The 12,629-nt window shown below is 41.7% G+C and carries 11 protein-coding genes; 3 read left to right on the forward strand and 8 right to left on the reverse strand.

The features are described 5' to 3' along the window. Window positions 1–262: 262 nt before the first annotated feature. The 7 genes from BUA53_RS14085 to BUA53_RS14115 form a co-directional block, all read right to left on the reverse strand. Window positions 263–991, reverse strand: coding sequence for a 2-phosphosulfolactate phosphatase (locus BUA53_RS14085; protein WP_072836027.1), 729 nt, complete (start codon window positions 989–991; stop codon window positions 263–265). Further along, on the reverse strand, window positions 988–1,464 hold the full coding sequence (locus BUA53_RS14090; RefSeq protein ID WP_072836028.1) for an SRPBCC family protein: 477 nt from the start codon (window positions 1,462–1,464) through the stop codon (window positions 988–990). Before BUA53_RS14090 ends, BUA53_RS14085 begins: the two co-directional genes overlap by 4 nt. Window positions 1,465–1,520: 56 nt before the next feature. Beyond that, window positions 1,521–2,606, reverse strand: a complete 1,086-nt coding sequence (gcvT, locus tag BUA53_RS14095) for a glycine cleavage system aminomethyltransferase GcvT (protein WP_072836029.1) — start codon at window positions 2,604–2,606, stop codon at window positions 1,521–1,523. Window positions 2,607–2,821: 215 nt separating this feature from the next. Then, window positions 2,822–5,002, reverse strand: a complete 2,181-nt coding sequence (locus BUA53_RS14100; protein WP_072836030.1) for a PspC domain-containing protein — start codon at window positions 5,000–5,002, stop codon at window positions 2,822–2,824. Then, window positions 5,002–5,373, reverse strand: coding sequence for a PadR family transcriptional regulator (locus BUA53_RS14105; protein WP_072836100.1), 372 nt, complete (start codon window positions 5,371–5,373; stop codon window positions 5,002–5,004). Before BUA53_RS14105 ends, BUA53_RS14100 begins: the two co-directional genes overlap by 1 nt. Window positions 5,374–5,921: 548 nt before the next feature. Next, entirely contained in the window at window positions 5,922–6,866 is a 945-nt protein-coding gene (locus BUA53_RS14110) for an isopenicillin N synthase family dioxygenase (RefSeq protein WP_072836031.1), read from the reverse strand. Window positions 6,867–6,950: 84 nt separating this feature from the next. Continuing rightward, window positions 6,951–7,469: an ExbD/TolR family protein gene (locus BUA53_RS14115; protein ID WP_072836032.1), complete on the reverse strand. Its 519-nt coding sequence runs from the start codon at window positions 7,467–7,469 to the stop codon at window positions 6,951–6,953. A 148-nt stretch (window positions 7,470–7,617) separates the two neighbouring features. Between BUA53_RS14115 and BUA53_RS14120 the strand changes: the two genes are divergently transcribed. Then, entirely contained in the window at window positions 7,618–8,412 is a 795-nt protein-coding gene (locus BUA53_RS14120; protein WP_072836033.1) for a universal stress protein, read from the forward strand. Window positions 8,413–8,436: 24 nt separating this feature from the next. Here BUA53_RS14120 and asnS read toward each other — a convergent pair whose 3' ends face one another. Beyond that, window positions 8,437–9,873: an asparagine--tRNA ligase gene (gene asnS, locus BUA53_RS14125; RefSeq protein ID WP_072836034.1), complete on the reverse strand. Its 1,437-nt coding sequence runs from the start codon at window positions 9,871–9,873 to the stop codon at window positions 8,437–8,439. A 419-nt stretch (window positions 9,874–10,292) separates the two neighbouring features. Here asnS and rho point away from each other — a divergent pair, with 419 nt between their 5' ends. Next, window positions 10,293–11,936, forward strand: coding sequence for a transcription termination factor Rho (gene rho, locus BUA53_RS14130; protein WP_072836035.1), 1,644 nt, complete (start codon window positions 10,293–10,295; stop codon window positions 11,934–11,936). Between the two features lie 64 nt (window positions 11,937–12,000). Then, on the forward strand, window positions 12,001–12,567 hold the full coding sequence (locus BUA53_RS14135) for a hypothetical protein (protein WP_072836036.1): 567 nt from the start codon (window positions 12,001–12,003) through the stop codon (window positions 12,565–12,567). Window positions 12,568–12,629 lie beyond the last annotated feature (62 nt).

The following is a 12,629-nucleotide window of genomic DNA, read 5'->3' on the forward strand; positions in this document are numbered from 1 at the left end:
CAAATCAAAACACTGAGTAAAGATGGGGGTAGAAACAACAATAAAGGATGCCTCCATCACACTCAATAAAGCATTTTCGTTCAGAAAAGGCCAATTGGCAAAAGTAACGGAATCCTTAGCAGAATACCATAAAGATTTGAATATTTCTCCGTTAAAATTTATACTATAAAAATGCTGTATTAAGTGCGGATAATACCGTTGGGTCTATGTTAAAACCATAAAAATGGAATGTTTTCCACTGTAATCAACAATATGATTATCCTTATTGCTGAATTATCAATTTGCCATTACTGTATTCAGGCAGAATATTGGCCAGGTCGGGGGTGAGGCAATGGCGGATATCTCTTTCCAACCCAAAATTGGTGAGCCTGTGGTAATGAGAAGCATCGTTGCTTTTCATAAATTCATACAAGTCATTTTTAGCCATATGGTATAGGTTTTCAGCCATATGCGAAGCATCACAGTTAACATCAAAATGATGTTTTACACGAGAAACTACAGCTCCTGCCAGTAAACTGTCTTCCATATTCACCCTGTCCTTCCAGGCAGCGCATCCCAGTATTACATTTTTATTCAGTTGCAACAGGTGGTCACAAACCGCGGAGAGGTTAAGAAAGGACCCTGTAATGATCTCTGTGGCTCCTTTAGCCAGGGCCATATGCAACAACTTGGTACCATTGGTGGTAGTAAGCACCAATGTTTTACCAGCAATAAATTCCTTAGGATATTCAAAAGAAGAATTACCATATTGAAGGCCTGGCGCTATCTGTCCATCTCTTTCACCAGCTGTGATACATGCCAGTTCTTTCCCCAGTTGTATGCAACGTTCAACACTGTCAACAGGAATGATCTCTTTGGCACCGTTGTATAATGCAGTGGCAATGGTGGATGTGGCCCTTAATACATCAATAACCACAACTACGGTATTACTTACATCATATAGGTGCAATAAAGCAGGGGAGAGGACAGTATATAAAGATGGTTTTTTCATTTTTCCAAGAATTGTTTCCACTGGTTGCTTTCAGCTATTTTTTTGATCATATTATTCCTTTCTGTCAGCAACCTTGTCATGTATTTTTCTAAATAGAGCTGGCTGAACAATTTACCGATCCAACCCTTTTTTGTTTCAAAACGAAACTGATCTATCATGATCGTTCCATTCTTTGCCGGCTTAAAGTAATGTTCGTGCTTCATCAGTTTGAAATCGCCTTCTACTTGTTCATCAGCAAAATAATCCGGACGTTTTAATTCAGAGATTTTTACTCTCAATACACGTTCACGAAATAAATGTTTTGCTTTCCAGGTTACTTCATCATTGAGGCCCATCAAACCTGTCATGGTTCCTTTGACGATCTGTTCCCCGTAGCTTGTCATGGAGTATTTATGAACATCCACACTCCTTGCAAGGTCGAACACACGTTCAGGCGGTGCTTCAATAAATATTGTTAAGTGGATAAAGGACATTTCGGTTTTGTTCAGTATGAGGTGATAGCAGGCTAATGATCATTAGTAGTTACATGTTAGCTAAATGGAACTTTTACCACTTTAGCCAGCAACAGCTTATCCCTCACTTTAATGAATATAGTAGTGTCGATAATGGCAAACATATTACGCACATAACCCATTCCAATAGCCTTGCCAAGGCTGGGAGATTGTGTGCCTGAAGTAACATATCCTATCAGCATACCACTATGGTCTTTTATTTCATAACCGTGGCGCGGAATGCCTTTATCGATCATTTCAAAGCCAATGAGTTTCCTTTCTATTCCTTCCTGCTTCTGCTGTTCCAAAAATTCCTTGCCAGTGAAATCTTTTGAAAACTTAGTGATCCATCCCAGGCCAGCTTCCAGCGGAGATGTAGTGTCATCAATATCATTTCCATACAGGCAATAACCCATTTCCAATCGTAAAGTATCTCTTGCTGCCAGGCCTATTGGTTTCAATCCCTGTGGACCGCCCGCTTCAAAAATGGCATTCCAGATCTTGTCTGCATTATCACCTTTGTTCTCAAAATAAATTTCCACTCCTCCTGCTCCGGTATATCCTGTAGCACTCACTAACACATTATCCACTCCCGCAAATCGACCTTTTACAAACGTGTAGTACTTGAGGTTCATGATATCCATATCTGTCAATGGCTGTAAGATTTTGGTGGCATTAGGACCCTGCACGGCCAGCAGGCAAGTATCATCAGAGATATTGTGCATCTCGACCTTGTTCTTGTTTTGCTTTTGTATCCAGTTCCAGTCCTTCTCGATATTACTGGCATTGACTACGATCATATAGACCTTATTCTCTTCTATACAATAGATCAACAGGTCATCTACAATGCCGCCTTCTTCGTTGGGAAGACAGCTATACTGTGCCTTGCCAGCAGTTAGCTTTGAAGCATCATTGCTGGTAACACGTTGAATCAGGTCCAAAGCATTTTCTCCCTTCAACATAAATTCACCCATATGGCTTACGTCAAACACACCTGCATTCTTACGAACCGTTTGATGTTCTTCGTTAATGCTGGTATAACTGATTGGCATATTATAACCTGCAAAAGGAGCCATTTTAGCACCCAGCGCAATGTGTTTGTCTGTAAAGGGCGTATTCTTCATGCTTTAAATTTAGGATTGCAAAAATAAGTCTGAAGCTTCATTTACCTGTATTTAATAAACAGGTTCATGGGGGCTATAAGGTTAAATCTTTTTTATTTCTATTTCCAACTACGGGCAATAATCACCCAACGACGGATTGTATAAATAAAAAGGCTCCCAAAGAATTGGGAGCCGTAAGGTATCCGCTAGCTGCGGATAACTTCAACCGAATTGACTCAGATCACCAGGGGCACAAAAGGCATAGTAATAAGAGTAAAGGTTTCTTTATCGTCCTTTGCTTTTACTTTTGTAGTGTTTTGTTCTGTACCGCTGTCCTGTATTTGCTCCAGGCGCTGCCTGTCCTTTTCATTCTGCCTTTCTCTTTCATCTATTTTCATTTTCAGGCTGTCTGCACTTGTTTTTATATCTCTTACACCTTTTTGATCAAGAATGACTTCCTCTGGTTTTCTTAATTTACCATCGCTGGTCATTATGTAATCCTGGTTCACATTCCAGTCAAAATAGTCATCATTATCCCAGTCAACACGGTAGCGTGGTCCTCCCCAGTTACGATACTGTACCGATCTTCTAACCACCCAGGGACTGTAAGCATTCTCAAGCGTTTCATCGAAACGTATCTTTTTACCTACGGGTATCTGAACCTCTACGATCACTCCCTGTCCTCGAAACTTGCTGCTGCTGTTTATGGTTAATCCACTTCCGAGGTTAAGGGTGCTGTCTTGTGCGGCAATATTGAATATAGTCTGTGAAGCCCTGTTTTGAACATCTGCCAGGTTTCTGCCAGCACTGTATTTATAATATTTAACGTGGTAAGCAGAATCATCACTTTTTTCCAGGCGTATTTTAATGTTGTTATACTTCATGGTATTATCTGAAATATCCCATCCTGCATTGTCATCATGTATCCACCATACATTGCCACTGTAGCGAATCTCAGGTTCGTTCACCTTCACCGTGAGCTTGTTCATGGTTGAAGTCACCGGAACTTCAATAGCGTTTGTTCTGTCGTAAACCCTCAGGTCCTTGGCAATACTGGCTGCAAAACATACAGCACAAACCCAGCCTATTGTCCATAATCCACCGAAGGTCCATCCCAGGTACCTGTTACGTGAACGCACTCTTACAACCCTGCGTACCAGCCAGGTCATAAAACCTACAATGGGCACACCAATGAAGAATAAGAGCGTTCCCCAGGCAAGGGCTTTTTGAATTCCGGATGTCCACAGGAAGTTATTAATTGGCCAGAAAGCCACACCTCCAAATATGATCACCATCAAGCCCACAAATAATCCAAGGGTGATGCAACCGGCTATGAATATGAAGAAAGCTTTAAAAAGTACGCCAATGATATGTCCCGCTCCGCGGGCTACAGGCCTTGCTGTCTCAGCTACTTCACCGGCAAATGTGCGTCCTCTTGTGTTGGCAAAATCAGTTGCTCTTGCGCTAAGTTGTTGCGCTGAAGTTTTTACTTCCTCACCCCAGCTTTCCATGCGGGTCTTGAAATCGCTCATGCCTTCCTTTACATTCTGACGAATCCTGTTCACGTCCACTTTCTCACCCCTCATCTCCATCTTTTCAAATGGGCTGTTGGCTTCGGGCAAAACGATCCAGAGGATGATATAGGCCAGGCAGAAAGTGCCTGTGAAAGAACCAATGAACAGGTTAGGAAAGATATCCCTGTGAGATATAAAGAATATGGAATTGATCACACCGAATACGATGTTCAATAACAGTGGCGCTGCAAAGATCATACGTATGGCCCAGGCTGGCTTATCAAAATAAGCAGCCAGTCCACCGGCAACACCAGAGATCACCTTATCATCCGGGTTACGAAATAAGCGTTTGCCTTCATAGGCGTCAAGGTCACGGACCGGTAAAATGATCCACAATAAAATGTATATCAGAAACCCAAATCCAAAGCCACCAAATGTGATTACAGCAAACAATAACCTAACAACTGCAGGATCAACATTCATGTAGTTGGCAATACCTGAACAAACACCACCTAATAATTTATCGCTGGCATCGCGGTACAACCTGCTTTTAGGCTTTTTAACCTGGGCTTGTGCATAGCTGGCTGAAGATGAGGTTTGTGCAGAACCTGTAGTACCGGTGCCACCGGTTGCTGCATCTACCTCTTCAAAGTCCTCAATACGTCCCATGGAAGTAATGATCTCCTGTATGTCACCATCAGTGATGGCGGTTGCGCCCTTCCGGATCTTATCATTCATTAACTCCGCTATACGGCTTTCAATATCATTTATAATTTCATCGCGGCCTTCTTCATTAACGAAATAGCGGCGCAAACTTTCTATATATCGTTGCAAACTTTCATACGCAGAATCCTCAATAGGAATCACCCTGCCAGATAAGTTTATGTTGATGATCTTTTTCATTATATAAAGCTTTGGTTGAAGTTTTCTGAATTGCTGCTGTCTTCTTTTTTGTTGGCGAGTGCATTTACTCCGTTCGATAATTCCTGCCAGGTCTGCTCCAGTTCTTTGTAAAAGGCCTCACCTTTTTCTGTCAGCAGGAAGTATTTGCGCGGAGGGCCCGAATTGCTTTCTACCCATCGGTAGGTGAGCATCTCGGCATTCTTTAAGCGGGTTAATAAGGGATACAAGGTTCCTTCCAGTATATGAAGGTTGGCAGCCTTCATTTCCTCCACTATATCACTGGGGTAGGCTTCTCCCCGGCGAATAATGGAGAGAATACAGAACTCCAGTATTCCTTTCCGCATCTGGCTTTGTGTATTTTCAATATTCATGTTTCCTCTCTTTTTGCCTTGCCTCCGTCCCTGGTCATCCAGGGACGGTAGGTTCAGCGGATATATGTTGAATTTGATTGACAATACAAATCTATGATGTTATTTGGTACTATGCAAACTATAGTACCATATTTTTTATGGTAATTGCTTAAGACATAGAACTATATGGAACTCTTTTAGTTGATTATCAATTAGTTGATGCAAATAGAATTAATTAAAAAAGTTAAGACTGGCGCTTAACCGGGATAAGTGGTACTGGTAATTTATTTAATGTATTATTTAATCCGCTCCGTCCATTCTTTCTATTAATATCTAATCGCCAATGAAGCTATAGTTACCCGTTCACATCGCGGTTAAGACGTAGAACCAATGGGGAATGAATGAGAATATATATTATAGCTATGCCTCAGACAGGAGGTAGCTATTATTGTGATCACCAGTACTTAACTTGAATTTATCAACCTGTGACTTTGGGTGGAATAAACGCAAAAAAAGAGGCTTGCCCTTTAACCTGGCTAAACCTCTTGTTAGAATATTTATGCAGTTGATTATTTCTTTAAGCCGATTTCTCTTAATCTTTCATCTAAATACTCACCGGCTGTAATGTCTTCATAGGCTTTCGGATGTGATGCATCTATGCAGCTATCAAGTCCTGCGAGACTCATTTCACTTTTAGGGTGCAGGAAGAAAGGTATAGAGAATCTGGATGTACCCCAAAGCTCCCTTGGAGGATTTACTACGCGATGCGTGGTTGAACGCAGCTTGTTATTGGTAAGTCGCTGTAGCATATCTCCTACATTAACCACTATTTGTTCCGGTAAGGATGTTACTCCCACCCATTCGTTTTGCCTTGTAAGTATTTGCAGACCGTCAGCGGATGCACCTACCAACAGGGTGATCAGGTTAATATCCTCATGTTGCTCTGCCCTGATGGCAGATTTAGGCTCACTATTGATTGGAGGATAATGAATGGCTCTAAGGATAGAATTCCCGTTATGAACATATTCATCAAAATAATGTTCATCAAGGCCAAGGTATATAGCAATGGCCTGCAATAAAGCCTTACCTGATTTTTCAAAATTGCGGTATGCCTTGTATAATGTAGGAGTAAACGCTGGCACTTCTTCAACGGTAACATTTTCCGGATAATCATCTTTAACAGCTTCTCCATCTTCTACTGTTTGTCCATATTGAAAGAATTCCTTCAGGTCCGGTGCATCAAAGCCCTTGGCATGTTCTCTTCCAAATGAAGTATAGCCACGCTGGCCAGCCAGGTCCTTTCGTTCATATTTTTCCTTTTTCTCGGTAGGCAACTTAAAAAACTGTTGCACATTTTTATACAGGTCTGCTATAAGGTCGTCGGGAATGCCATGGTTTTTCACGGCTACAAAGCCTACCTCTTCATAAGCCTTGCCTAATTCCTTTACAAACTTTTCCTTACGGTCCTTATCATCACTTAAAAAATCAGAAAGATCTACTACCGGTATATTCATATAGAATGATTTATGGGGCATCAAATGTAGTAACAGAGCGGCATACATCAAATTAATTGCTCAAGGTCACCCATTACAGCCACCTTATTTATGTATCCTACTTTCAATATACTGTTTTTCTGCTGGATTGGCTTCCACTATAGCATACCGTTGCACATTATTGATCATCGCTTCATCCAGTGCATCAACTATATTTTGATAGGAGGCTCCGGACAAGGGTTTGATAAGCAACATTAGATCTTCCTTTTTAGTACCAGGCCTTCTCTGGCATTTTTGAATTTCCTGCCTTATGCTGTTAACCGAACCGTAGCCCGTTCTGCCTAAATTCCCTGCCTTCAAGGCATCTTCCCACCTTCCCTGGTAATAATAAATCTCGTTGTTACCGGAAAGAATGATGGTGAAAGCTTTTGATGCAGGAAAGGGCGTAGGTTTTCCTTCGGCGGGCATAAAGAGTGAAGTAGCCTTACTCTCTGCTATGCTGGTAGTAAAAATAAAAAAAGTAATAAGCAGAAAGCCCAAGTCCACCATCGGTGTCATGTCAATATGCGGAGCGCATAGACGTTGGTGTTTTTTACCAGTATTACTGGTTTCTATTCTGTTCATGTTGGTAGGTTTTTAATAATCCTATGATGAAAATCAGGGGGCGATTCCATATTGATACCGCTTAATGCCATCAAATCTTTGTAATTTTTCAGTAATGAAGATTTAGAGAATCGATACGTGCCTGGCTTTTACAATAAACTTATTTGAGATGAAAACGATACTGGTCCCAACTGATTTTTCTCCTGCTGCCGACAATGCCATGCTTTACGCCGCCCGCCTTGCCACAACTATAAAAGCAAGCTTACACCTGGTGCATATTTACCAGATCCCTGTTAGCATGAGTGATGTACCCGTGTTGCTTGTATCGGTGGAAGAAATGAAGAATGCTGCGGAGAAAGGACTGGAAAAGTCAAAAGAGTTATTGCTAAAAAATTTCCCAGGGACTGAGGTAGACTATGAAGGAAGACTGGGCAATATATCTGAGGAGATCAACAGCCTTTGCAGTGACATCCGACCAATGTGCATAGTGGTAGGTAAGCATGGGGCTTCCGGCATGGAAAGGATTTTATTTGGCAGCACAACCCTATCGCTGATTAAACATGCCCATTGCCCATTGATTGCTGTACCTGACAAGGAAAACCTGGCACCCATTTCAAATATTGCCCTCGCCTATGATGGCTCCGGGCTTAATGGTACTGAACAAAAGATCCGTGAATTTGTACAAGCACTCCATGCACGTTTACACGTGATACATGTGCAGGTGTCCGGGAAAGAATCTCCCGGGATAAAAGACCTTTTACCTGAGTTAACCCCCCAGCATCAAACCATTCGCAATGAGGACTTCGTTAGTGGAATTGAAAAATATATACATAGCCATCATATAGACCTGCTCATTGTATTACCCCATAAGCATAATATAATAGAGCGGTTATTTTACCGTACACATACTTCTGAAGTTCTACAAAAAGTAACAATCCCAATAATGGCGTTCCCTGAACATTAACCCGGTTAACAGTTAGCCTGTTTTTTAAAACTCTGCATTTTTAGGTGTTCTTGGGAAGGCTATCACATCGCGGATATTACCCATACCGGTAACAAATTGTACCATGCGTTCAAAGCCAAGACCAAAGCCAGCATGTGGCACAGTACCATACCTGCGTGTATCAAGGTACCACCACAATTCTTCAGCCGGCACATGCATTTCTTCCATGCGTTTTGTTAGCTTATCCATGCGTTCTTCTCTTTGCGATCCACCCACTATCTCGCCAATGCCAGGTGCCAGTATATCCATTGCTGCAACTGTTTTTCCATCATCATTCTGGCGCATGTAAAATGCTTTGATCTCCTTTGGATAATTGGTCACTATCACTGGCTTTTTAAAATGCTTTTCAACCAGGTATCGCTCATGCTCGCTTTGCATATCTATGCCCCACTTCACATCATATTGGAACTTTTTCTTTTTGTAGGCAGGGGATTGTAAGAGAATGTCAATTGCCTCAGTATAAGTGATGCGCTCAAATTTATTCTCGGTAACAAACTTCAGCTTTTGTATCAGGTCAAGCTCACTGCGCTCATTTTGTGGTTTTTGTTTTTCTTCTTCCAGCAATCGCTGACGCAAAAACTCCAGGTCATCTGCGTGCTTATCCATTATATATCTAATGATGTATTGAATAAACTCCTCTGCCAGGTTTGCATTATCCTCCAGGTCATAAAAAGCCATTTCTGGTTCTATCATCCAGAATTCAGCCAGGTGCCTGGCCGTATTGGAGTTTTCGGCCCGGAAGGTGGGTCCGAATGTATATATATCTCCAAAGGCTGTTGCTCCCAGTTCCCCCTCAAGCTGACCACTCACAGTGAGGTTGGTGGCCCTGCCGAAAAAATCTTCCGAAAAGTCTATGCTGCCATCCTCTTTTCTGGGTGGATTGTCAAACGGCAAGGTAGAGACGCGGAACATTTCACCGGCACCTTCAGCGTCACTGGCAGTGATTATTGGCGTATGCAGGTAAACAAATCCTTTATCATTAAAGAACTGGTGCACGGCAAAAGCCAGCGAATGACGAATGCGAAACACAGAACCAAATGTATTCGTGCGGAACCTAAGGTGTGCGATCTCCCTTAAAAATTCCAGGCTGTGTTTTTTAGGTTGCAGGGGGTATTTCTCTGAATCACTATCTCCCAATATCTCCACTTCATCTGCCTTCACCTCCAGCTTCTGCCCTTTGCCCATGGATTCAATCACCTTACCTGTTACTTTAAGAGAAGCGCTGGTGGTGATCCTTTTTAACAGTTCTTCATCAAACCTGCCCAACTCCAATACTACCTGTAGATTGGCATTGGTAGATCCATCATTAAGCGCCACGAACTGGTTATTCCTGAAAGTACGCACCCATCCCATTACTGTAACAGTTTGCCCCTGGGGTTCCGACGTAAGTAACTCCTTTATCCTGGTTCTCTTATTAAACATAGTTTCTGTTTTGACCGCTGCAACAGGCTTGCACCGAAGGCCGCAAAGATAATTGTTGAATCATTGGTTGTACTCATTTCCTGTGAATCCGCAGGAGGATTTTCATTGAAAAACCTTTTATTGCTGGTAAAGGATAACATGGTCCAATTGATACAAACACACTGGTATTTGCAGTTGTATGTGAAATAATTTAACAATGTGGCCGAGTGTATTAATTGTTAAAAGGAACTGATTTTGTCTATATTGCAGGGTAATAAAAATTTTTGATTTTTCCTTTTTCGCCGTATACTTGCAGCGGAAACAGTTGAGAGCTCATTCCTATATTACTCACAACACCACTTTCAAACTTCATTCTTAATCAAATCATTTTAGAAAACAGACTGGTTTTATTCTGATTAGTATCAAAAACTACAGTTTCTATGTACGATATTTTGCAGTTGAACGATATGCTTGTACCAGAACTGCTGGACATTGCAGAAGATTTAAAAATTGATAATCCTAAGAAGCTCGATAAGCAAGGGCTCATTTATAAAATCCTAGATAAACAGGCAGTTATGAGCAGTCAAAAAAAGACGGGCGCTGAATCAACAGAAAAACCCAAGCGTAAGAGAATAGTAAAGGCATCTACAGCTAATTCTACAGAAGAAGCTATTGTTGAAGATACACAGGAAGCTGAGCCCGAAGCAGCTAAAAAGCATGCAAAGAAAGCTCCGGCACCAGCTAAAAAGGAAGTGGCAAAAAAACCTATCCGTAAAAGAAGCGAAGAACAGCCACAGCTTGAGATGCCAATAGAAGCTGCACCTGTGGTACAGCAAAATGAAGAGGAAGAAGAGCAGGAAGATAATACCCCGGAAGAAAGCCAGGTAGATAATACACCTGAGAGAACTATTACTCCCCTGATCAATAAGTTCTTCCCTCCACGCCGGGAGCAAACCTTCAATATTGAGTTTGATGGTATCATCATGGCTGAAGGTGTATTGGAAATGATGCCTGACGGTTATGGATTTTTAAGGTCTTCTGATTACAATTACCTTTCTTCTCCCGATGATATTTATGTATCTCCTTCACAAATAAAATTATTTGGTCTTAAAACAGGTGATACTGTTTATGGATCTGTACGTCCTCCAAAGGAAGGGGAAAAATATTTTGCTTTATTAAAGGTTGAAACCATTAATGGCAAAAGCCCGGAAGAAGTTCGTGACAGGGTTCCTTTTGATTACCTGACACCGCTCTTCCCTCATGAAAAGCTAAACCTCTTCACCAACCCCAATGATTATTCAACAAGGATCATGGACCTGTTCACACCGATAGGTAAAGGTCAACGTGGATTGATAGTGGCCCAGCCAAAGACGGGTAAAACCATGTTGTTGAAAGCAGTGGCCAATGCCATAGCAGCTAATCACCCTGAATGCTACCTTATGGTTGTTCTGGTTGATGAAAGGCCTGAAGAGGTGACAGACATGGAACGTAGTGTAAAAGCAGAAGTTATTGCATCTACTTTTGATGAGCCTGCTGAAAAACATGTAAAGGTTTCTACAGTTGCGCTTCAAAAAGCCAAACGTCTGGTAGAGTGCGGTCATGATGTGGTGATCCTGTTGGATTCCATTACCCGCCTTGCACGTGCACACAATACTGTAGCGCCCGCATCAGGTAAAGTATTATCTGGTGGCGTAGAAGCTAATGCCATGCAAAAGCCTAAACAATTTTTTGGTGCTGCCCGTAAGATCGAGAACGGCGGCTCACTCACCATTCTAGCTACCGCCCTTATAGACACCGGTTCAAAGATGGACGAGGTGATCTTTGAAGAATTTAAAGGTACAGGTAACATGGAATTGCAACTGGATCGCCGTTTGGCCAACAGGCGCATTTTCCCCGCCATTGACCTTGTTTCTTCATCTACACGTCGTGATGACCTGTTACTGGAAAGAGATGTATTACAGAGGATGAACCTTTTAAGGGTTTACCTGAATGATATGAACACAGAAGAGGCAATGAATGAGTTGCTAAAGCGCATGCGGGGAACTAAGAGCAATGAGGAATTTCTTGCCTCAATGAACAGATAAGCCCGCTTCCCCACTCATGAGGTCCTATTTTTGTAAATAGTAAGGCTGAATTAAAACTTTAATTATGAAGAAACTAATTTTCAGCCTTATTACTTTTCTTTCTTTGGGATTTATGGCTTGTAATAACGACAGCACTACAAGCGAAACAACAGATTCCACAACTACCACGACGAGTACAACAGATGCAACAACCACTACTTCCAGTAGTGATTATACAGCTATGGCAGATACCTTTCAACGCAACAGCGATGCAGGGAAATACATGGATGTAAAAACCGGTAAGCCCATTAAGATCTCTGTTGACAAGACTACTGGTAAAAAAACAAATGCAGAAACCAACGAACCAGTTACCCGGTACATTTTTGTTGATAATAGTGATTGGTGGGTATATGATGGAGAAGGTAGCCGCTTAGGTCGCGCCAAACTGCAGAATAATAAAGTAATGTTTGAAGATAGTGCCAATAAGAACTGGGTAGATTATGATGTGAAGTGGAAAAATGACAGTGATGAAACCAAGATGAAGACTGATGATATAAAAGTGAAAACTGAAAAAGACGGCGACATCAAGATCAAAACAAAAGATAAAGTGATCAAGAAAGACGAAGACGGAACCAAAGTAAAAGATAATTAATCTCTTTTTGTTAATAGTAATGCCTCCCCGCCGGGAGGCATTTTATTTTAAACCAATACAGA

Origin of the sequence: Flavisolibacter ginsengisoli DSM 18119, assembly GCF_900129295.1 — a bacterium.
Taxonomy (GTDB): Bacteria; Bacteroidota; Bacteroidia; order Chitinophagales; family Chitinophagaceae; genus Flavisolibacter; species Flavisolibacter ginsengisoli.

Bases quoted from the DNA above. Each gene is read 5' to 3' on its own strand.
- gcvT (WP_072836029.1), bottom strand. From the start codon at position 2,606: ATGAAGAATACGCCCTTTACAGACAAACACATTGCGCTGGGTGCTAAA.
- BUA53_RS14110 (WP_072836031.1), bottom strand. From the start codon at position 6,866: ATGAATATACCGGTAGTAGATCTTTCTGATTTTTTAAGTGATGATAAG.
- BUA53_RS14085 (WP_072836027.1), bottom strand. From the start codon at position 991: ATGAAAAAACCATCTTTATATACTGTCCTCTCCCCTGCTTTATTGCAC.
- BUA53_RS14105 (WP_072836100.1), bottom strand. From the start codon at position 5,373: ATGAATATTGAAAATACACAAAGCCAGATGCGGAAAGGAATACTGGAG.
- asnS (WP_072836034.1), bottom strand. From the start codon at position 9,873: ATGTTTAATAAGAGAACCAGGATAAAGGAGTTACTTACGTCGGAACCC.
- BUA53_RS14100 (WP_072836030.1), bottom strand. From the start codon at position 5,002: ATGAAAAAGATCATCAACATAAACTTATCTGGCAGGGTGATTCCTATT.
- BUA53_RS14120 (WP_072836033.1), top strand. From the start codon at position 7,618: ATGAAAACGATACTGGTCCCAACTGATTTTTCTCCTGCTGCCGACAAT.
- BUA53_RS14115 (WP_072836032.1), bottom strand. From the start codon at position 7,469: ATGAACAGAATAGAAACCAGTAATACTGGTAAAAAACACCAACGTCTA.
- BUA53_RS14090 (WP_072836028.1), bottom strand. From the start codon at position 1,464: ATGTCCTTTATCCACTTAACAATATTTATTGAAGCACCGCCTGAACGT.
- rho (WP_072836035.1), top strand. From the start codon at position 10,293: ATGTACGATATTTTGCAGTTGAACGATATGCTTGTACCAGAACTGCTG.
- BUA53_RS14135 (WP_072836036.1), top strand. From the start codon at position 12,001: ATGAAGAAACTAATTTTCAGCCTTATTACTTTTCTTTCTTTGGGATTT.